This window comes from Serratia sp. 201 (genome assembly GCF_037027545.1).
In the GTDB taxonomy this organism is placed as follows: Bacteria; Pseudomonadota; Gammaproteobacteria; order Enterobacterales; family Enterobacteriaceae; genus Serratia; species Serratia bockelmannii.
The window spans coordinates 20,394-39,873 of record NZ_JAXCHC010000005.1 but is presented as its reverse complement, the minus strand read 5'-3'; the positions used below and the strand labels follow the sequence as shown (position 1 = coordinate 39,873).

General features: G+C 58.0%; 20 protein-coding genes. 2 read left to right on the top strand and 18 right to left on the bottom strand.

The annotated features are described in order from the left end of the window. Positions 1 to 17: 17 nt before the first annotated feature. Positions 18 to 1,355, bottom strand: coding sequence for an NCS2 family permease (locus WA302_RS21835; RefSeq protein WP_004933851.1), 1,338 nt, complete (start codon positions 1,353 to 1,355; stop codon positions 18 to 20). Positions 1,356 to 1,587: 232 nt separating this feature from the next. Here WA302_RS21835 and WA302_RS21830 point away from each other — a divergent pair, with 232 nt between their 5' ends. Continuing rightward, positions 1,588 to 1,992 (top strand): NUDIX hydrolase, encoded by a 405-nt coding sequence (locus WA302_RS21830; RefSeq protein WP_016929609.1) that lies wholly within the window; start codon positions 1,588 to 1,590, stop codon positions 1,990 to 1,992. A gap of 46 nt (positions 1,993 to 2,038) precedes the next feature. Then, complete coding sequence (gene yieH, locus WA302_RS21825; RefSeq protein WP_025304749.1) at positions 2,039 to 2,707, top strand: 6-phosphogluconate phosphatase; 669 nt, start codon at positions 2,039 to 2,041, stop codon at positions 2,705 to 2,707. Here the strand turns inward: yieH and WA302_RS21820 are convergent. From WA302_RS21820 to atpE, 17 genes are all read right to left on the bottom strand, one after another. Beyond that, the gene (locus WA302_RS21820) at positions 2,704 to 3,444 is read right to left on the bottom strand and encodes an amino acid ABC transporter permease (protein WP_004933841.1); all 741 of its coding nucleotides are present in this window, start codon (positions 3,442 to 3,444) and stop codon (positions 2,704 to 2,706) included. The two genes, yieH and WA302_RS21820, sit on opposite strands and share 4 nt — an antisense overlap. 1 nt (position 3,445) lies before the next feature. Further along, entirely contained in the window at positions 3,446 to 4,159 is a 714-nt protein-coding gene (locus WA302_RS21815; protein WP_025304748.1) for an amino acid ABC transporter permease, read from the bottom strand. A gap of 81 nt (positions 4,160 to 4,240) precedes the next feature. Then, positions 4,241 to 5,080 carry an ABC transporter substrate-binding protein gene (locus WA302_RS21810; RefSeq protein WP_025304747.1) on the bottom strand — a complete coding sequence of 280 codons (840 nt, stop codon included), beginning with the start codon at positions 5,078 to 5,080 and terminating at the stop codon, positions 4,241 to 4,243. A gap of 168 nt (positions 5,081 to 5,248) precedes the next feature. Beyond that, positions 5,249 to 5,983 carry a phosphate signaling complex protein PhoU gene (gene phoU / locus WA302_RS21805; RefSeq protein ID WP_033636521.1) on the bottom strand — a complete coding sequence of 245 codons (735 nt, stop codon included), beginning with the start codon at positions 5,981 to 5,983 and terminating at the stop codon, positions 5,249 to 5,251. Positions 5,984 to 5,994: 11 nt separating this feature from the next. Continuing rightward, positions 5,995 to 6,765, bottom strand: coding sequence for a phosphate ABC transporter ATP-binding protein PstB (gene pstB / locus WA302_RS21800; protein WP_016929614.1), 771 nt, complete (start codon positions 6,763 to 6,765; stop codon positions 5,995 to 5,997). Between the two features lie 54 nt (positions 6,766 to 6,819). Beyond that, on the bottom strand, positions 6,820 to 7,710 hold the full coding sequence (gene pstA, locus WA302_RS21795; protein ID WP_025304746.1) for a phosphate ABC transporter permease PstA: 891 nt from the start codon (positions 7,708 to 7,710) through the stop codon (positions 6,820 to 6,822). Position 7,711: 1 nt separating this feature from the next. Next, complete coding sequence (pstC, locus tag WA302_RS21790; RefSeq protein WP_016929615.1) at positions 7,712 to 8,668, bottom strand: phosphate ABC transporter permease PstC; 957 nt, start codon at positions 8,666 to 8,668, stop codon at positions 7,712 to 7,714. 91 nt (positions 8,669 to 8,759) lie between these two features. After that, a complete protein-coding gene (gene pstS, locus WA302_RS21785) occupies positions 8,760 to 9,800 on the bottom strand; it encodes a phosphate ABC transporter substrate-binding protein PstS (RefSeq protein ID WP_043140725.1) in 1,041 nt (346 codons plus the stop codon). A gap of 336 nt (positions 9,801 to 10,136) precedes the next feature. After that, the gene (gene glmS, locus WA302_RS21780) at positions 10,137 to 11,966 is read right to left on the bottom strand and encodes a glutamine--fructose-6-phosphate transaminase (isomerizing) (protein ID WP_043140722.1); all 1,830 of its coding nucleotides are present in this window, start codon (positions 11,964 to 11,966) and stop codon (positions 10,137 to 10,139) included. Positions 11,967 to 12,119: 153 nt separating this feature from the next. Then, the gene (glmU, locus tag WA302_RS21775; RefSeq protein ID WP_336064732.1) at positions 12,120 to 13,493 is read right to left on the bottom strand and encodes a bifunctional UDP-N-acetylglucosamine diphosphorylase/glucosamine-1-phosphate N-acetyltransferase GlmU; all 1,374 of its coding nucleotides are present in this window, start codon (positions 13,491 to 13,493) and stop codon (positions 12,120 to 12,122) included. 290 nt (positions 13,494 to 13,783) lie between these two features. Next, positions 13,784 to 14,203 (bottom strand): F0F1 ATP synthase subunit epsilon, encoded by a 420-nt coding sequence (locus WA302_RS21770; RefSeq protein WP_004933814.1) that lies wholly within the window; start codon positions 14,201 to 14,203, stop codon positions 13,784 to 13,786. A gap of 20 nt (positions 14,204 to 14,223) precedes the next feature. Continuing rightward, positions 14,224 to 15,606 carry a F0F1 ATP synthase subunit beta gene (gene atpD, locus WA302_RS21765; protein WP_004933813.1) on the bottom strand — a complete coding sequence of 461 codons (1,383 nt, stop codon included), beginning with the start codon at positions 15,604 to 15,606 and terminating at the stop codon, positions 14,224 to 14,226. Between the two features lie 32 nt (positions 15,607 to 15,638). After that, the gene (gene atpG / locus WA302_RS21760; RefSeq protein WP_004933811.1) at positions 15,639 to 16,502 is read right to left on the bottom strand and encodes a F0F1 ATP synthase subunit gamma; all 864 of its coding nucleotides are present in this window, start codon (positions 16,500 to 16,502) and stop codon (positions 15,639 to 15,641) included. A 59-nt stretch (positions 16,503 to 16,561) separates the two neighbouring features. Continuing rightward, positions 16,562 to 18,103 carry a F0F1 ATP synthase subunit alpha gene (gene atpA / locus WA302_RS21755; RefSeq protein ID WP_025304742.1) on the bottom strand — a complete coding sequence of 514 codons (1,542 nt, stop codon included), beginning with the start codon at positions 18,101 to 18,103 and terminating at the stop codon, positions 16,562 to 16,564. Between the two features lie 12 nt (positions 18,104 to 18,115). Next, entirely contained in the window at positions 18,116 to 18,649 is a 534-nt protein-coding gene (gene atpH / locus WA302_RS21750; protein WP_025304741.1) for a F0F1 ATP synthase subunit delta, read from the bottom strand. 14 nt (positions 18,650 to 18,663) lie between these two features. Continuing rightward, positions 18,664 to 19,134, bottom strand: a complete 471-nt coding sequence (gene atpF / locus WA302_RS21745) for a F0F1 ATP synthase subunit B (RefSeq protein ID WP_004933804.1) — start codon at positions 19,132 to 19,134, stop codon at positions 18,664 to 18,666. 57 nt (positions 19,135 to 19,191) lie between these two features. Next, positions 19,192 to 19,431 carry a F0F1 ATP synthase subunit C gene (atpE, locus tag WA302_RS21740; RefSeq protein WP_004093904.1) on the bottom strand — a complete coding sequence of 80 codons (240 nt, stop codon included), beginning with the start codon at positions 19,429 to 19,431 and terminating at the stop codon, positions 19,192 to 19,194. Between the last annotated feature and the right edge of the window lie 49 nt (positions 19,432 to 19,480).

The following is a 19,480-nucleotide window of genomic DNA, read 5'->3' as shown; positions in this document are numbered from 1 at the left end:
CGTCGGCCCTTTGGCTGTCAATGGCCGTCGACGAAGACGATCTTCAGCACGAACAGCAGCGCCACGACCACCACGCACGGGCTGATTTCACGCCAGCGGCCGGTGCCGAGCTTCATCACGCAGTAGGAGATAAAGCCGAGCGCAATGCCTTCGGTGATCGAGAAGCTGAACGGCATCATCACCGCGGTGACAAACGCCGGTACCGCTTCGGTCAGATCGTCCCATTTCACCCGCGCCAGGCTGGAGGTCATCAGCACGCCGACGTAGATCAGCGCGCCAGCGGCGGCATACGCCGGCACCATACCCGCCAGCGGCGACAGGAAGATCACCAGCAGGAACAGCAGGCCGGTGACCACTGCCGTCAAACCGGTGCGGCCGCCCACGGCGACGCCGGATGAGCTTTCGATGTAAGCGGTCACGGAAGAAGTGCCCGCCAGCGAACCGGCCACCGAGCTGATGCTGTCAACGTACAGCGCCTGCTTCATGCGCGGGAACTTGCCCTGATTGTCGGTCAAACCGGCTTTATCGGTGACGCCGATCAGGGTGCCGGAGGAGTCGAACAGGTTCACCAGCATAAACGAGAAGATGACCCCGGCCAGCCCGATGTTCAGCGCGCCGGCCACGTCGACCTGGCCCACTACCGAGGTGATGCTCGGCGGCAAGGAGAACAGGCCGCCGTATTTCACGTCGCCCAGCATCCAGCCGATCAGGGTAGTGACCACGATCGATACCAGCACCGCCGCGTGGAAGTTACGCGAAGAGAGCACGGCGATGATGAAGAAGCCGAGCGCCCCCAGCAGCACGTTGTGCGAGGTCAGGCTGCCGATGGTCACCAGCGTGTCCGGGTTAGCCACCACGATGCCGGCGTTTTTCAGCCCCATCATGCCGATGAACAGACCGATGCCGCTGGTAATGCCGACCCGCAGGCTGACCGGAATGTTAGCGATCATCCAATAGCGAATGCGGAAAATGGTCAGCAACAGCAGGCCGACCGCCCCCCAGAAGATGGCGCCCATGCCCACCTGCCAGGAGATGCCCATCGCGCCAACCACCACGAAGGCGAAGAAGGCGTTCAGGCCCATCGCCGGCGCCAGCGCCACCGGCAGGTTCGCCAGCAGGCCCATAAAGATGCTGCCGAAGGCGGCGATCAAACAGGTGGTGACAAATACCGCCTGGGTATCCATGCCCGCCGCGCCCAAAATTTGCGGGTTAACGAACACGATATACACCATGGTGAGAAAGGTGGTGATACCGGCAATCGTTTCCGTACGCGCCGTCGTGCCATGTTGCTTGAGTTTAAACACGCGCCCAAGCAAGCCTTGCTCAGCGTCAAGGCCAGATACTGGTTTGGTCATTATCAGAATTCCGAAAATGGGAATGGACAGTCGCCGGCTATCCTATAACAAAAAGTGGGGCTTTTGATGTCGGTCACAGGTTTTTTTCGCCGTCTTTACGGCTAAACGCATCAACGGCTTGTATTTACAGGCATTCATCCCCCTTGCCGCCCGCTGCGTTGCCGTTTGCCGGCACGGCCGATAAAATGGCCTATCGCCCCTCTATCCCTATCCGTTAAAAACAGGAGCCCGCATGTCTTCGACCTTTATCGATAAGCTGGCGTTGATCGCGCTGAAAGATGACAAAGTGGCGCTGGTGCGCTCACACAATAAGACGCTGTTTTATATGCCGGGCGGAAAGCGCGAAGCGGGCGAAACCGACGAACAGGCGCTGTGCCGCGAAATCGACGAAGAGCTGACCGTTGCGCTGCTGTCGCAATCCATCGCGTTTTACGGCGAATTCACCGGCCCGGCGGACGGCAAGCAGGACGGCACCCAGGTGCGCATTCGCTGCTACCAGGCCGACTTTACCGGGCAGCTGCAGCCGGCCGCCGAAATCGCCGAGCTGAAGTGGTGCGACAGTCGCGATCTGCCGCAGTGCTCACACGTCGCCGCGCTGATTTTGCACGATCTCAAGGCGCGTAACCTGATCAAGTGATCGCTGAGCGGCCTCAGCGGCGTTAACCCGAAGGAACCTGTCCCGCATGAATCAGATTGACTGCATTTTGTTCGACTGCGATGGCACACTGGTAGACAGCGAAGTGCTGTGCAGCAAAGCCTATGTGCACATGTTCGCCCACTACGGCATTCATCTGTCGCTGGAAGAGGTATTCAAGAAATACAAAGGGGTGAAGCTGTACGAGATCATCGATCGGGTCAACGCCGAGCAGGGCACTGACCTGGCCAAAGAGACACTGGAGCCGCTGTATCGGCAGGAAGTGGCGCGGTTGTTCGACAGCGAACTGCAACAGATTGCCGGCGCCCGTGAGCTGCTGGCGCAGATAACGGTGCCTGTCTGCACCGTCTCCAACGGGCCGGTCAGCAAGATGCAGCATTCGCTCGGCCTGACCGGCATGCTGCCTTATTTTGATGACCGGTTATTCAGCGGCTATGACATTCAGCGCTGGAAGCCGGATCCGGCGATCGTGTTTCACGCCGCCGAACAGATGCAGGTGCCGGTGACGCGCTGCATCCTGGTGGACGATTCGCCCGCCGGCGCGCAGGCCGGCATCCATGCCGGCATCCCGGTCTTTTACTTCTGCGCCGATCCGCATAACCCGCCGATTGACCACCCGCTGGTGACCACGTTTGACGACCTGGCCCAACTGCCCGCGCTGTGGCGCGAACGAGGCTGGCGGCTCACGGCCGATTAACTGGCCGGCAACGGCGGCTTGTTGCGCCACCAGCGCCAGGACCGTTTCAGCGCGCGGGTTTGCGCGCCGAAGCGGCGGTTGACCGCGTTGGCCAACAGATCGAGCGCCAGGCAGAACACGAAATAAACCAGCGCCACAAACAGGAACACTTCCATCGGATAGACCATGCTGCGGTTGTTGACCTGGGTCGCCAGGAAGGTCAATTCGCCAACGCCGACGATATAAGCCAACGAGGTGTCTTTGATCAGAGAAATCCACTGGTTGATGAACGACGGCACCATCATGCGCAGCGCCTGCGGCAGCACGATCATGCGCAGCGTCTGCCAGCGCGTCAGCCCCAGAGAAAGCCCGGCCTGCCACTGGCCGGGGCCGATCGCGGCGATGCCGGCCTTCACCGCATGGGCCAGATAGGCCGAGGCGATCAACGCCAGCGCGCACACCACGGTGGTGATTTCCGGGATCTCGACGCCAAACACCATCGGCAGCAGGAAATAGGTCCAGAAGATCAGCATGATGACCGGAATGGCGCGGAAAAAGCCCAACACCGCCGCCAGCAGCCCGGCGGCGACGCCGCGCGACATCGCCAGCGCCACGCCGAGTAAAGTGCCGAGCACCGCTGAGGCCACGCCGGCCATCAGGCTGATCGCCAACGTCAGCGCCGCGCCGCCCAGCGGCCCGTCCGGCCAGGTGCCCCACAGCAGGTAACCCAGGTTGTCGTGAATCACGCTGAAATCCATCTCAGTGTCCTCCCAGCGGTTTACGCTGTTGTCGCCACATGCCCCAGCCTTCCAGCAGCGCGATGATGGCGATATACAGCACCGTCGCCACGCCGAACGCCTGGAAGGTGCGCAGGGTTTCGGTTTCGACCTGACGCGAGGCGTAAGAGAGTTCGGCCACGCCGATCGCCATGGTCAGCGACGAGTTCTTGATCACGTTCATGTATTGCCCCAGCAGCGGCGGCAGCGCGATTTTCAGCGCCTGCGGCAGCACCACGTAGCGCATCGCCTGCCAGCCGGTCAGCCCCAGCGCCTGAGCGGCATATTTCTGCCCGCCGGCGACGCCGCGAATGCCGGAGCGGATCTCTTCGGCGATAAAGGCGGTGGAGTAGAGCGTCAGGCCAAAAAAACCGGCGAGAAACTCGAACGACGGCCACTCAAGCGGGCCGACCTGATGTGAGCTGTTCAGCCACTGCATGGCGGCGGACGGCAGGATCTGCCCGGCGGCGAAGTACCAGAAGAACAGCTGCACCAGCAGCGGCGTATTGCGAAACAGCGAGCTGTACCCCATCGCCAGCCAACGCAACGGCCGCAGGCTGCTGTCGCGCATCGCCGCCAGCACAAAGCCCAGCAACGTGGCCGCCAGGCCCGCGCAGGCGGAAAGCCACAGCGTCAGCAGAAAGCCATGCCACAGCCAGCTCAGGTATTGCGGCGCCAGCAGCCAGTCCAGGTTCATGTTCAATCCTTGTCTTGCAGAATGCATCAGGGGCGCAGCAAGCTGCGCCCCTCCGTGCCTATCTCACCGCAAGCGGTTAAGTCAGGCTTTTGGTTGCTGATCCAAAGGCGCGATTTTGAAATCGCCGCGCGGTTGAGCGGATTTGGTTTCCGGCCCGAACCAGCGATCGTAAATCTTAACCGCTTCGCCGTCTTTTTCCAGCTTGATCAGCGTCTCGTTCACCGCAGCGGTCAGGCGATCTTCGCCCTTGGGAATGCCCACGCCCTGATACTCTTTGGTCAGGCTGAACGGCGAAATTTCAAACTCCGCCTTTTGCGCCGCCGGCAGGTTACCGAGCAGGCCGACCAGCTTGGCGTCGTCCTGAGTGATCGCCTGCACGTTGCCGTTACGCAGCGCCACGAACGCCAGCGGGGTATCATCGTAGGAGATCACTTTCGCCGTCGGGAAACGCTCGCGCAGGGTGATTTCCTGCACCGTGCCCTTATCCGCGCCGATGCGCAGTTTCTTGATGTCTTCCGGCGTTTTCAGCACGCCTTTGCGGGCGATGAATTTCTGCCCAGTGGCGAAGTACGGCACGCTGAAGTTCACTTCCTTGGCGCGCTCGTCGGTAATGGTGAAGTTGGCGGCAATCAGGTCAACCTTCTTCGACACCAGCAGCGGAATGCGGTTGGCCGGGTTGGTGGCGCGCAGCTCCACTTTCACCCCCAGCGCTTTGCCGATCGCGTCGGCGACGTCCACATCGTAGCCCACCAGCTTCTTGCTCTGCGGATCGATGTAGCCGAACGGCGGGTTACTGTCGAACACCGCGATGCGCACCACGCCGGCTTGCTTGATATCGTCAAGTTTGTCCGCGTGCGCGGCGCCGGCGGCGAAACCGGTCAGACTGGCTAACAACGTTAAGGCCAAAGCGCGATGTTTCATAGAAAGCTCCTAAGTGGTTGATGTCCTGCTGGCGGATAAGCTAGCAAGCGCCACATAGGTCAGGAAATAATATAAAAAGCTATATTTATAACCTTTTTATCTTTACGCGTTTAAGATGGAATAAAGGCGCGGGAAACCGCGCCTTTGAAGGATATTACCCGGAAAGGGTTAGTCGGCTTTGTCGTCTTTACCGCCCGGGGAGAGCAGCTTTTCCAGGGCATCGCCACCCAAATGACGGAAATCCTGCCCTTTGACGAAATAGAAGATAAATTCGCAGATGTTCTGGCAGCGGTCGCCGATACGCTCGATAGAACGGGCGCAGAACAGCGCGGTCAGCACGCTCGGAATGGTGCGCGAATCTTCCATCATGTAGGTCATCAGCTGACGCACGATGCCTTCGTATTCCTGGTCGACTTTTTTATCTTCCCGGTAAATACGGATCGCCTCGTCCAGATCCATGCGCGCGAAGGCGTCCAGCACGTCGTGCAGCATCTGCACGGTGTGGCGCCCCAGCGACTCCAGGCTGACCAGCAGCGGCTGGTGCTGGTGCGAGAACTTCTCCAGCGCGGTGCGGCAGATCTTGTCCGCCACGTCGCCGATGCGCTCCAGCTCGGAAATGGTTTTGATGATCGCCATCACCAGACGCAGATCGCTGGCGGTCGGCTGGCGCTTGGCGATAATGCGCACGCAAGCTTCATCGATCGCCACTTCCATCATGTTGACCTTGGCGTCGCCTTCGATCACGCGCTTGGCCAGCTCGCCATCCTGATTGTGCATCGCGGTGATGGCGTCGGTCAGCTGCTGCTCCACCAGCCCGCCCATGGTCAGCACCTGGGTGCGGATATGCTCGAGCTCTGCGTTGAACTGGCCGGAAATGTGTTTGTTTAAATTCAGGTTATCCATGATGCTTCCTATCAACCATAACGGCCAGTGATGTAGTCTTCAGTCTGCTTTTTCTGCGGCGCAGTGAACAGGTTATCAGTATCACTGAACTCGATCAGCTCGCCCAGATACATAAATGCGGTAGAGTCGGAGCAGCGCGCCGCCTGCTGCATGTTGTGCGTCACGATCACCACGGTGTAATCAGCCTTCAGCTCGCTGATCAGCTCTTCAATCTTGCCGGTGGAGATCGGATCCAGCGCCGAGCAAGGCTCATCCAGCAACAACACTTCCGGACGAATGGCGATGCCGCGGGCGATGCACAAACGCTGCTGCTGGCCGCCGGAGAGGCTGTAGCCGCTCTGGTGCAGCTTGTCCTTGGTTTCATTCCACAGCGCCGCCTTGGTCAGCGCCCACTGCACGCGCTCGTCCATATCGGCGCGCGACAGCTTTTCAAACAGGCGAACGCCGAAGGCGATGTTGTCGTAAATCGACATCGGGAACGGCGTCGGCTTCTGGAACACCATGCCGACCTTGGCACGCAGCAGCGCGATATCCGAGTTGTCGGTCAGGATGTTCTGGCCGTCCAGCAGGATGCCGCCTTCCGCACGCTGTTCCGGGTACAGCTGGTACATCTTGTTGAAGGTGCGCAGCAGGGTAGATTTGCCGCAGCCGGACGGGCCGATAAACGCGGTGACCTTGTTCTTGGCGATATCCAGCGTGATGTTCTTCAGCGCATGGAATTTGCCATAGTAGAAGTTCAGATCGCGTACCTGAATTTTGCTGCTGGAAGCGTCAGTAACCATACTCATCAAGACTTCTCTCTTTTCATCAGCGCCGCCAAAGCGGCGCTCAAAATTTTATGAATGCTTTTTCTTGGCGAAAACCACGCGCGCCAGGATATTCAGTAACAGTACGCACAGGGTGATCAACAGCACCCCGGCCCAGGCCAGCTGTTGCCATTCGGCGAACGGGCTCATGGCGAATTTGAAGATGGTCACCGGCAGGTTGGCGATCGGCTGCATCAGGTCGGTGCTCCAGAACTGGTTCGACAGCGAAGTGAACAGCAGCGGTGCGGTTTCCCCCGCGATGCGTGCAATCGCCAGCAGCACGCCGGTGATGATGCCGGACACCGACGCCTTCAGCGTGATGGCGGAAATCATGCGCCATTTCGGCGTACCCAGGGCATAAGCGGCCTCGCGCAGCGTATCCGGTACCAGTTTCAGCATGTTCTCGGTGGTACGAATGACGATCGGCACCTGCAGCAGCGCCAGCGCCACGATGCCGGCCCAGCCGGAGAAGTGTTCCATCTTCGCCACCACGATGGTGTAAACGAACAGGCCCACCACGATCGACGGTGCGGACAAAAGAATGTCGTTGATAAAGCGGATCACTTCCGCCAGCCAGGATTTACGGCCGTATTCCGCCAGGTAGATGCCGGCCATGATGCCCAGCGGCGTACCGAAAAGGGTCGCCCACAGGATCAACAGGCCGCTGCCGGCGATAGCGTTGGCCAAGCCGCCGCCTGCGGTATTCGGCGGCGGGGTCATCTCGGTGAACAGCGCCAGCGACATGCCGTCGAAGCCTTTGGTGACGGTGGCGATCAGGATCCAGATCAGCCAGAACAACCCGAACGCCATGGTCGCCATCGACAGGAACAGCGCGAGGCGGTTTTTCTGCCGGCGCCAGGCCTGCATTTTGCGGCGGCTTTCCGCCAGAACGACTGCGTTTTGCATATCCATCGTCGCCATGTTAACGCCCCTCATTCTTGGCCAGACGCATGATCATCAGTTTCGACAGCGCCAGCACGATAAAGGTGATAACAAACAGAATCAGGCCCAGCTCCATCAACGCGGCGGTGTGCACGCCGGACTCAGCTTCGGCGAATTCGTTGGCCAGCGCCGAGGTGATGCTGTTGCCCGGCATATACAGCGAAGCGCTGTCGAGCTGGTAGGTGTTGCCGATGATAAAGGTCACCGCCATGGTTTCCCCCAGCGCACGGCCCAGGCCCAGCATCACGCCGCCGATGACGCCGTTTTTGGTGAACGGCAGCACGATGCGCCAGATGACTTCCCAAGTGGTGCAGCCGATGCCGTAGGCCGACTCTTTCATCATTACCGGCGTCTGTTCGAACACGTCGCGCATCACCGCAGCGATGTAAGGAATGATCATGATCGCCAGGATCACCCCGGCAGCCAGGATACCGATGCCGAAGGCCGGGCCGGAGAACAGCTCGCCGACGATAGGAATGCCCGACAGCACGTCGCCCACCGGCGTCTGGAAGTATTCGGCGAACAGCGGGGCGAACACAAACAGGCCCCACATGCCGTAGACGATGCTCGGGATGGCCGCCAGCAGCTCAATGGCGATGCCCAGCGGCCGCTTCAACCAGTTCGGCGCCAGTTCGGTCAGGAACAGCGCGATGCCGAAACTCACCGGCACGGCGATGATCAGCGCGATGAGCGAGGTGACCACGGTACCGTAGATAGGCACCAGCGCGCCGAACTGCTCCGCCGGTGCGTCCCACTCTTTGGTCCACAGGAAGGCGAAGCCGAATTTCTGCATGCTTGGCCAGGAGGCGAAGATCAGCGAAACGATGATGCCGCCCAGCAACAATAGGGTAATCAGCGCAGCCAGTCTCACCAGCGCGCTGAAAATGATGTCACCGTTTTTGCCCGGTGCTTTGATGGTCGGCTTGTACTCAGCCATAGATTACTCTCTGTTTGAACCCTGGCAGCCCCAACCGGGATCGGAGCCTGAAGAACTGTGTGGGGCGCGGCGAACCCGCGCCCCTGCGTTGTTAGTACAGCGCTTTACCTGAACTGTCTTTTACGTTGGTTTTCCAGGCCGCGCGCACCTGCTCAACCACTTCTGTCGGCAGGGTGGCGTAATCCAGCTCGTTCGCCTGCTTGGCGCCGGTTTTATAAGCCCAGTCGAAGAACTTCAGCACTTCGGCACCCTGAGCAGGGTTTTTCTGCTCTTTGTGCACCAAAATGAAGGTGGTGGAGGTGATTGGCCACACGTTGTCGCCTTTCTGGTCAGTCAGATCCTGAGCGAAGGTCTTGCTCCAATCCACGCCTTTGGCCGCGTTGCTGAAGCTCTCTTCGGTCGGGCTAACCGGTTTGCCGTCGGCGGATACCAGCTTGGTGTAAGCCAGGTTATTCTGTTTGGCGTAAGCGTATTCTACGTAGCCGATAGAGCCAGGCAGACGCTGAACGAAGGCGGCGATGCCGTCGTTGCCTTTGCCGCCCAGACCGGTCGGCCAGTTAACGGTAGAACCGGCGCCAATCTTCTCTTTCCACTGCGCGTTGGCCTTGGACAGGTAGCTGGTAAACACGAACGAGGTGCCGGAACCGTCGGCGCGGCGCACTACGGCGATGTTCTGGTCAGGCAGTTTCACGCCAGGGTTCAGCTTGGTGATAGCCGGATCGTTCCACTTTTTGACGTTGCCCAGGTAGATATCGCCCAGGGTTTTACCGTCCAGCGTCAGTTCGCCGGATTTGATGCCCGGGATATTCACCGCCAGTACCACGCCGCCGATCACGGTCGGGAACTGGAACAGGCCATCGGCCGCCAGTTTGTCGTCAGACAGCGGAGCATCGGAAGCGCCAAAGTCAACGGTGTTGGCCACGATTTGCTTCACGCCGCCAGAGGAGCCGATGCCCTGATAGTTAACTTTGTTGCCGGTTTCTTTCTGATAAGAATCTGCCCACTTAGCGTAAACCGGAGCGGGGAATGTCGCACCTGCACCGGTCAGGCTGGCAGCAGCGAACGCGGACACGGCGGTCAGGGAGAAGGTCGCTGCCACAATACTGGCGACGGTGGTACGCATCAGTTTCATAATCCCTCCTAATGGGATACTTAAAATCGACTTCGAGTCGTTTTAATCAGAGTAAGTATTGCTGCAGGAGGGAAAATAGGACAGTTTGGTGACAGAAAAATGTACGCAATATGACAGTTATATTACAGTGCGTTTGATGGGTATTGTTTTATCTATAAATCAAAAAGTTAGTTGTGAAACAGCACATTTGCCAAGCAATAAAAAAACCGTTTTGGCGCGGCCTATCCGCTTGAATATGACAACGTTTATCGCCGAATCGGTCGCGCTGTCATCTTTAAGGCCGCTCATGAAAAAAGCCGGCGCGAAGGCCGGCTTTTGCAGTTTACCTGCGGCAAATTACTCTACGGTGACAGACTTCGCCAGGTTGCGTGGCTGGTCAACGTCGGTGCCTTTGATCAGCGCCACGTGGTAAGACAGCAGCTGCAACGGCACGGTGTAGAAGATCGGCGCGACGATTTCCTCGACGTGCGGCAGAGGAATGATGGTCATGCCTTCGCTGCTGACAAAGCCGGCGTCCTGATCGGCGAACACGTACAGCTGGCCGCCGCGCGCGCGTACTTCTTCAATGTTGGACTTCAGCTTTTCCAGCAGTTCGTTGTTTGGCGCCACCACGATCACCGGCATATCGGCGTCGATCAGCGCCAGCGGGCCGTGTTTCAACTCGCCCGCCGCATAAGCTTCGGCGTGAATATAGGAGATCTCTTTCAGCTTCAGCGCCCCTTCCATGGCGATCGGATACTGATCGCCGCGGCCGAGGAACAGCGCATGGTGCTTGTCGGAGAAGCCTTCCGCCAGCGCTTCGATCTCTTTATCCATCGACAGCATCTGCTCGATACGCGCCGGCAGCGCCTGCAGGCCGTGCACGATCTCCTGCTCCACGCTTTCCGCCATGCCTTTCAGGCGGCCCAGGCGCGCCACCAGCATCAACAGCACGGTAAGCTGGGTGGTGAAGGCTTTGGTCGAGGCTACGCCGATTTCCGTGCCCGCTTTGGTCATCAACGCCAGATCGGATTCACGCACCAGCGAAGAGCCCGCAACGTTACAAACGGCCAGCGAACCAAGATAACCCAGCTCTTTGGACAGGCGCAGCGCCGCTAACGTGTCGGCGGTTTCGCCGGACTGCGACAGGGTGATGATCAGGCTACCCGGACGCACCGCCGATTTGCGGTAACGGAATTCGGACGCGATCTCGACGTCGCACGGCACGCCGGCCAACGCTTCAAACCAGTAGCGCGCCACCATCCCGGAGTGGTAAGAAGTCCCACAGGCGATGATCTGCACGTGTTGCACCTTGGCCAGCAGCTCGTCGGCGTGCGGGCCCAGCTCGCTCAGGTTGATTTGGCCATGGCTGAAACGCCCTTCCAGGGTGTTTTTCAGCGCCAGCGGCTGTTCGTAGATCTCTTTTTGCATGTAGTGACGGTAAGCGCCCTTGTCGCCGGCGTCATACTGCACCTGGGATTCGATCTCAGGACGCTCGATGGCGTTGCCCTGCTTGTCGAAGATGTTGACGGTGCGGCGAGTCACTTCCACCACGTCGCCTTCTTCCAGGAAGATGAAGCGGCGGGTGACCGGCAGCAGCGCCAGCTGATCGGAGGCGATGAAGTTTTCCCCAACGCCGCGGCCGATAACCAGCGGGCTGCCGGAGCGCGCCGCGACCAATACGCTCGGATCGCGGCTGTCCATCACCACGGTGCCGTAAGCGCCGCGCAGCTGTGGGATCACGCGCTGAACCACTTCCAGCAGCGTACCGCCCTGCAACTGTTCCCAGTGCACCAGGTGCGCGATCACTTCGGTGTCGGTTTCGGAGCTGAAACGGTAACCACGTTCGATCAGCAGCTCGCGCAGCGGTTCGTGGTTTTCGATGATGCCGTTATGCACCACGGTAATGTAGTCGGAAACATGCGGGTGCGCGTTCGCTTCGGTCGGTTCACCGTGCGTTGCCCAGCGGGTGTGAGCGATGCCGGTACCGCCGTGCAGATCGGTTTGCTCCGCCGCTTCGGCCAGTTTTTGTACCTTGCCTACGCGACGCAGGCGACTGACGTTGCCTTTTTCATCGACCACCGCCAGACCGGCGGAGTCATAACCGCGGTACTCAAGACGACGTAAACCTTCCAACAGGATTTCTGCGATATCACGTTGCGCTACTGCGCCTACAATTCCACACATCAGTTATATTCCTAATGAACGCCCTTCATGGGCGCTTTCGATGCCCTTGACCTGATTTTTGCCGGTTTTTACCGTGCGTCCCCCGAGCCTGTAGATGGTGGGGGTTATTATGTTTTGTATTGGGCTCGTGAACAGAGCCCAACGCAAAACACACTATGACTTCTTCTTCACCGGACGTTGCCAGCCCTGAATGTGCACCTGCTTGACGCGGCTCAGCACCAATTCGTTCTCGGCAATATCGCGCGTCACCGTGGTGCCTGCGGCGATGGTGGAGCCTTTGCCGACCGATACCGGCGCCACCAGCTGAGTATCGGAACCGACGAACACCCCATCGCCGATCAGCGTCTTGTGCTTGTTGGCGCCATCGTAGTTACAGGTGATGGTGCCGGCGCCGATATTCACGTCATCGCCGATTTCGGCATCGCCCAGGTAGCTGAGGTGGCCGGCCTTGGAGCCTTTGCCCAGACGCGCCTTTTTCATTTCCACGAAGTTGCCGACGTGGGCCCCTGCCGCCAGCTCCGCGCCTGGGCGCAGGCGGGCAAATGGCCCCACGGTGCAGCCGACTTCCAGCACGCTGTCTTCCAGCACGCTGTAAGGACTGATCTCGCAATCATTACCGATCACGCAGTTTTTCAGCACGCAGCCGGCGCCGATTTTCACCCGATCGCCCAACTTGACGTGACCTTCGATAATCACATTCGCATCAATAGTGATGTCGCGGCCGTGAACAAGTTCCCCGCGCAAATCGAAACGCGCCGGATCCAGCAGCATCACGCCGGCCAACAGCAGCTTTTCAGACTGTTCCGACTGGAATACGCGTTCCAGGGTCGCCAGTTGCAGGCGGTTGTTCACACCTTCCACTTCACTCAGGCGCGACGGGTGTACAGCCTCGATTTTCTTGCCGTCGGCATGGGCCAACGCAATGATATCGGTGATGTAAAACTCGCCCTGTGCGTTGTCGTTGTTCAGCATCCCCAGCCAGCGCTTCAGATCGCGCCCGTTCGCCACCAGGATGCCGGTATTGATCTCATTAATCTGACGCTGTGCCTCGCTGGCGTCCTTGTGTTCAACGATGCCCACCACGTTGCCCTGCTCGCGCACGATGCGGCCGTAACCGCTCGGATCGTCCAGTTTCACCGTCAGCAGACCGATGCCGCCCTGCGGCTTGGCCGCAATCAGGCGTTGCAGCGTATCCACGGAAATCAAAGGCACGTCACCGTACAGCATCAGCACGTCTTCATCGTCGGCAAAATGCGGCGCCGCCTGCTGCATTGCATGGCCGGTGCCCAATTGCTCCGCCTGCAGCACCCAGTTCAGCGCGCCGTCCGTCAGCGTGCTTTTCAATAAATCGCCGCCGTGGCCGTATACCAGGTGAACATGTTGCGCGCCCAGTTTCATCGCGGCATCAATGACGTGCTGCACCATCGGCTTACCGGCCAACGGATGCAACACTTTGGGAAGATCGGAATACATGCGCGTACCCTTGCCCGCGGCGAGGATGACCACGCTCATTGCGCTGTTCGACATAAGCAACCTGATAACTCCATTTTGATAGACGAAAGTAAAACCGTTTAGCGACGATATTACTACATATTTCTCATCACGAACCCGGCGCAGGCCGCGCGCCTCTTGGCCTGCCGCCATCATGGCCGATTCGGCTTCAGGACGAAAAAACTGTCGGCGTTCGGCGACGTTTCTTTCCCGATATCAGGGGTTATACACCACACCGCCCGCCGGGCTGAAATGCTTATTTTAAAGTAAAAAAAAAGCGACCCTATAGGCCGCTTTCTTAAAGTTGGGTGCAGAGCACCCAAACATTACATCGCTTTTCTGGTGAGCTCGATAACGCGCAGTTTTGCGATCGCTTTCGCCAGTTCAGCGGATGCCTGAGCATAGTCGACATCGCCATGAGAGCTGCGAATGTGTTCTTCAGCTTTACGCTTAGCTTCCAACGCTCTCGCTTCGTCGAGGTCAGTACCACGGATAGCAGTGTCCGCCAGCACGGTAACCACGCTCGGCTGCACCTCGAGGATGCCGCCGGACAGGTAGATGAACTCTTCTTCACCGTGCTGCTTAACAATACGCACCATGCCAGGCTTGATGGCAGTCAGCAGCGGCGCATGGCCAGGGAAGATCCCCAGTTCACCTTCGCTGCCTGTCACCTGGATCTTCTGCACCAGGCCGGAAAACATCTGTTTTTCCGCGCTGACTACATCCAGATGGTAAGTCATAGCCATATCACCCTCCTCTCAAGGCGTTACAGTTTCTTGGCTTTTTCCACTGCTTCTTCAATGGTGCCAACCATGTAGAACGCCTGCTCCGGCAGGTGGTCATAGTCGCCGTCCATAATGCCTTTGAAACCACGGATGGTGTCTTTCAGCGATACGAACTTGCCCGGAGAACCGGTGAAGACTTCTGCCACGAAGAACGGCTGAGACAGGAAGCGTTGGATCTTACGCGCACGGGATACGACCAGTTTGTCTTCTTCAGACAGCTCGTCCATACCCAGGATCGCGATGATATCTTTCAGTTCCTGGTAGCGTTGCAGAATGGACTGCACGCCACGCGCTACGTCGTAGTGCTCCTGGCCAACAACCAGCGGATCCAGCTGACGGCTGGTAGAATCCAGCGGGTCAACGGCCGGGTAGATACCCAGAGAAGCGATGTTACGGCTCAGTACCACGGTTGCGTCCAAGTGCGCAAAGGTGGTGGCTGGTGACGGGTCAGTCAAGTCATCCGCAGGAACGTAAACGGCCTGTACGGAAGTGATGGAACCGGTCTTGGTCGAGGTGATACGTTCTTGCAGAACGCCCATCTCTTCCGCCAGCGTTGGCTGATAACCTACCGCGGATGGCATACGGCCCAGAAGTGCGGACACTTCGGTACCGGCCAGGGTGTAACGGTAGATGTTGTCAACGAACAGCAGAACGTCACGGCCTTCGTCACGGAATTTCTCCGCCATGGTCAGACCGGTCAGCGCAACGCGCAGACGGTTACCTGGTGGCTCGTTCATCTGGCCGTAAACCAGGGATACTTTGTCCAGAACGTTGGAGTCGGTCATTTCGTGGTAGAAGTCGTTACCCTCACGAGTACGCTCGCCCACGCCCGCAAACACGGAATAACCGGAGTGCTCGATCGCGATGTTACGGATCAGCTCCATCATGTTTACGGTTTTACCTACGCCCGCACCGCCGAACAGACCAACTTTACCGCCCTTGGCGAACGGACAAATCAGGTCCATTACCTTGATACCGGTTTCCAGCAGTTCCTGGGAGCTGGACAGCTCTTCGTAGCTTGGCGCCGCGCGGTGAATAGCCCAACGCTCTTCTTCGCCGATGTCGCCTTTCATGTCGATCGGTTGGCCCAATACGTTCATGATACGGCCCAGGGTAGCTTTACCCACCGGCACTTCAATCGGGTGGTCCAGGTTGTTCACTTTCAGACCGCGACGCAGACCGTCGGAGGTCCCCATTGCGATACAGCGAACCACGCCACCGCCCAGCTGTTGCTGAACTTCCAACACCAGTTTTTCGGTGCCGTTTTCTACCTCAAGGGCATCGTACACTTTTGGTACGGCATCCTGAGGGAACTCGACGTCCACCACGGCGCCGATTACCTGGATAATCTTTCCAGTAGCCATCTTGAATCCTCTACGTAATTCGTAAACCTAGCTTAAACCGCGGAGGCTCCCGAAACGATCTCGGTGAGTTCCTGAGTGATGCTGGCCTGACGCGCCTTGTTGTATACCAACTGCAGCTCTTTGATCAGGCTACCGCCGTTATCGGTTGCGGCTTTCATCGCGACCATTCGTGCGGCCTGCTCGCTGGCCAGGTTTTCCACGACGCCCTGATAAACCTGCGACTCCACATAGCGGCGCAGCAAGGTATCAAGCAGCACTTTTGGATCGGGTTCATACAGGTAATCCCAAGGCGTTTTCTTCAGCTCTTCGTCATCGGCTGGCGGTAACGGCAGCAGCTGAAGCACCTGTGGCTCTTGGGACATCGTATTAACAAATTTGTTGCTGACAATGTACAGCTTGTCCAAACGACCTTCGTCGTAGGCCTGCAGCATCACTTTCACCGGCCCGATCAGATCCGACAGGGAAGGTTTGTCCCCCATGCCGGTCACCTGGGCAACCACGTTGCCGCCCACGGAACCAAAGAAAGAGGCCGCTTTAGAGCCAATCAGCGCCAAATCGGTTTCGACGCCTTTTTCGGACCAGGCTTTCATCTCCGCCAGCAGCTTTTTGAACAGGTTGATGTTCAAGCCGCCGCAGAGACCACGGTCAGTAGACACCACCAGATACCCGACGCGCTTAACGTCACGCTCATCCAGGTACGGGTGCTTGTACTCCAGATTCCCTAACGCAAGGTGACCAATCACTTTGCGCATGGTCTCTGCATAAGGACGGCTGGCCGCCATGCGATCCTGCGATTTACGCATTTTGGAGGCGGCGACCATTTCCATCGCTTTAGTGATCTTTTGCGTGTTTTGCACGCTAGCGATCTTACTACGTATCTCTTTTGCGCCGGCCATCTCTGCTTCTCCTCAGTGCCAGACGGCCTGCTGTCTTTCAACAGCAGGACCGTTCGGCGTTACCAGGACTGGGTTTTCTTGAAGGTCTCGAGGACGTCTTTCAACTTGCCCTCGATCTCATCATTGAAGTTGCCAGTTTGGTTGATGTGGTTCAGCAGTTCGGCGTGCTCGCGGTCCGCATAGGCGACCAGCGCGGCTTCGAAGCTCACCACTTTGGCGACTTCGACGTCGTTCAGGTAACCGCGTTCTGCGGCAAACAGCACCAGAGACTGTTGTGCAACCGACATCGGCGCATACTGTTTCTGTTTCAGCAGCTCGGTCACTTTCTGACCGTGGCTCAGCTGTTTGCGGGTCGCGTCGTCCAGATCGGAGGCGAACTGGGAGAACGCAGCCAGCTCACGATACTGTGCCAGCGCGGTACGGATACCACCGGACAGTTTCTTCATGATCTTGGTCTGCGCGGCGCCACCAACACGGGATACGGAGATACCCGGGTTAACTGCCGGACGAATACCGGAGTTGAACAGGTTGGATTCCAGGAAGATCTGACCATCGGTAATCGAGATTACGTTGGTCGGAACGAACGCGGAAACGTCACCCGCCTGGGTTTCAATGATCGGCAGAGCGGTCAGTGAACCGGTTTGGCCTTTAACTTCACCTTTGGTGAAGGCTTCAACGTATTCGGCGTTAACGCGCGCTGCACGCTCCAGCAAGCGGGAGTGCAGGTAGAATACGTCGCCTGGGTAAGCTTCACGACCTGGCGGACGACGAAGCAGCAGGGAAATCTGGCGGTAAGCAACGGCCTGTTTGGACAGGTCATCGTACACGATCAGCGCATCTTCACCGCGGTCACGGAAGTATTCGCCCATTGCGCAACCGGCGTATGGCGCCAGGTATTGCAGTGCAGCGGATTCGGAAGCGGTCGCCACAACCACAATGGTGTTGGCCAGTGCGCCGTGCTCTTCCAGTTTGCGCACCACGTTAGCGATGGTGGACGCTTTCTGGCCGATAGCCACGTAAACGCATTTGATGCCGGAGTCGCGTTGGTTGATGATCGCATCGATCGCCAGCGCGGTTTTACCGGTCTGACGGTCACCGATCACCAGCTCACGCTGGCCACGGCCGATTGGAATCATGGCGTCAACGGATTTGTAGCCAGTTTGAACCGGCTGATCAACGGACTGACGCTCGATAACGCCTGGCGCGATAGCTTCTACCGGAGAGAAGCCGTCGTTTTCAATCGGGCCTTTGCCGTCGATAGGTGCGCCCAGGGTGTTAACTACGCGGCCCAGCAGACCACGACCGACTGGAACTTCCAGGATACGGCCAGTACATTTAACCTTCATGCCTTCGGCCAGATCCGAGTACGGACCCATGACCACGGCACCGACGGAGTCGCGCTCCAGGTTCAATGCGATTGCGTAACGGTTGCCAGGCAGCGCGATCATTTCGCCCTGCATAACTTCGGCCAGGCCGTGTACGCGGATGATCCCGTCGCTGACGGAAACGATAGTACCTTCATTGTGAGCTTCGCTCACTACATTGAACTGAGCAATGCGCTGCTTGATCAGTTCGCTGATTTCGGTGGAATTCAGTTGCATGCTCCAGTCCCCTTAAGACTGCAAGACGTCTGTCAGGCGTTCAAGACGACCGCGAACGCTGCCATCAATCACCATATCGCCGGCGCGAACAACGATGCCGGCCAGTACAGACTTGTCAATTTTGCAATTCAGCTTAACTTTGCGTGACAGACGTTTTTCCATCGCAGCGGCGATTTTCGCCTGCTGTTCGTCGCTCAGCGCGCTCGCAGAGAGCACTTCGACTTCGACGGTGGATTCCAGCGAGGCGCGCAGTTCGATGAACTGCTGCAGCACGGCAGGAAGAACCAGTAAACGTCCATTTTCGGCCATTACACGGATAAAGTTCTGGCCATGTTCGTCGAGCCGATCGCCACAAACCGCGATGAACGTCTTGGACAGCGTTTCTGGCGCAACCGCGCCAGACAGCAGTTCAGAAATCTGTTCATTGCGAGTGACTTCAGCCGTAAACGCCAGCATCTCCTGCCAGCGCTCTACGCTTTGGTGCTCAACGGCAAAGTCAAAAGCTGCTTTGGCGTAGGGGCGAGCTACAGTTACAAATTCAGACATCAGCCCCTCCCTCCTTACAGTTCAGCGACCAGTTTATCAACGATGTCGCTGTTAGCAGCTTCATCCACGGAACGTTCGATGATCTTCTCGGCGCCGGCAATTGCCAGCATCGCGACTTGCTTACGCAACTCTTCACGAGCGCGCTTACGTTCGGCTTCGATCTCAGCCTGAGCCTGCGCCACGATTTTGTTACGTTCCTGCTCGGCTTCGGCTTTCGCTTCATCCATGATCTGAGCTTTGCGTTTGTTCGCTTGCTCGATGATCACCTGAGCTTCTGCTTTAGCAGTTTTCAGCTGGTCGGTCGCATTGGCTTGCGCTAAGTCCAGATCTTTTTTGGCACGCTCTGCAGAAGCGAGGCCGTCAGCGATTTCTTTCTGACGTTTCTCGATGGCAGCCATGATCGGCGGCCATACGTACTTCATGCAGAACCAGACAAACAGAACGAACGCGATGGCCTGGCCGAGGATTGTTGCGTTAAGATTCACAGCACAATGCCTCTTTAAAAGTTAATAGTTTGGTTACGTCGTAGAGGGTTACTCTACTTACGCGACGGCGAACATCACGTACAGACCCAGACCTACAGCGATCATCGGGATGGCGTCGACCAGACCCATAACGATAAAGAACTGTGTACGCAGCAGAGGAATCAGGTCAGGCTGACGAGCAGCGCCTTCCAAGAATTTACCACCCAGGATGCCGATACCGATCGCAGCACCGATTGCCGCTAAACCCATCATCACAGCGGCAGCCATGTACAGCAGATCCATACTCAGGTTTTCCATGACAGTCTCCAGTTTGTTTCAGTTTAAAAGTGCAAGTGTTTTAAGAAAA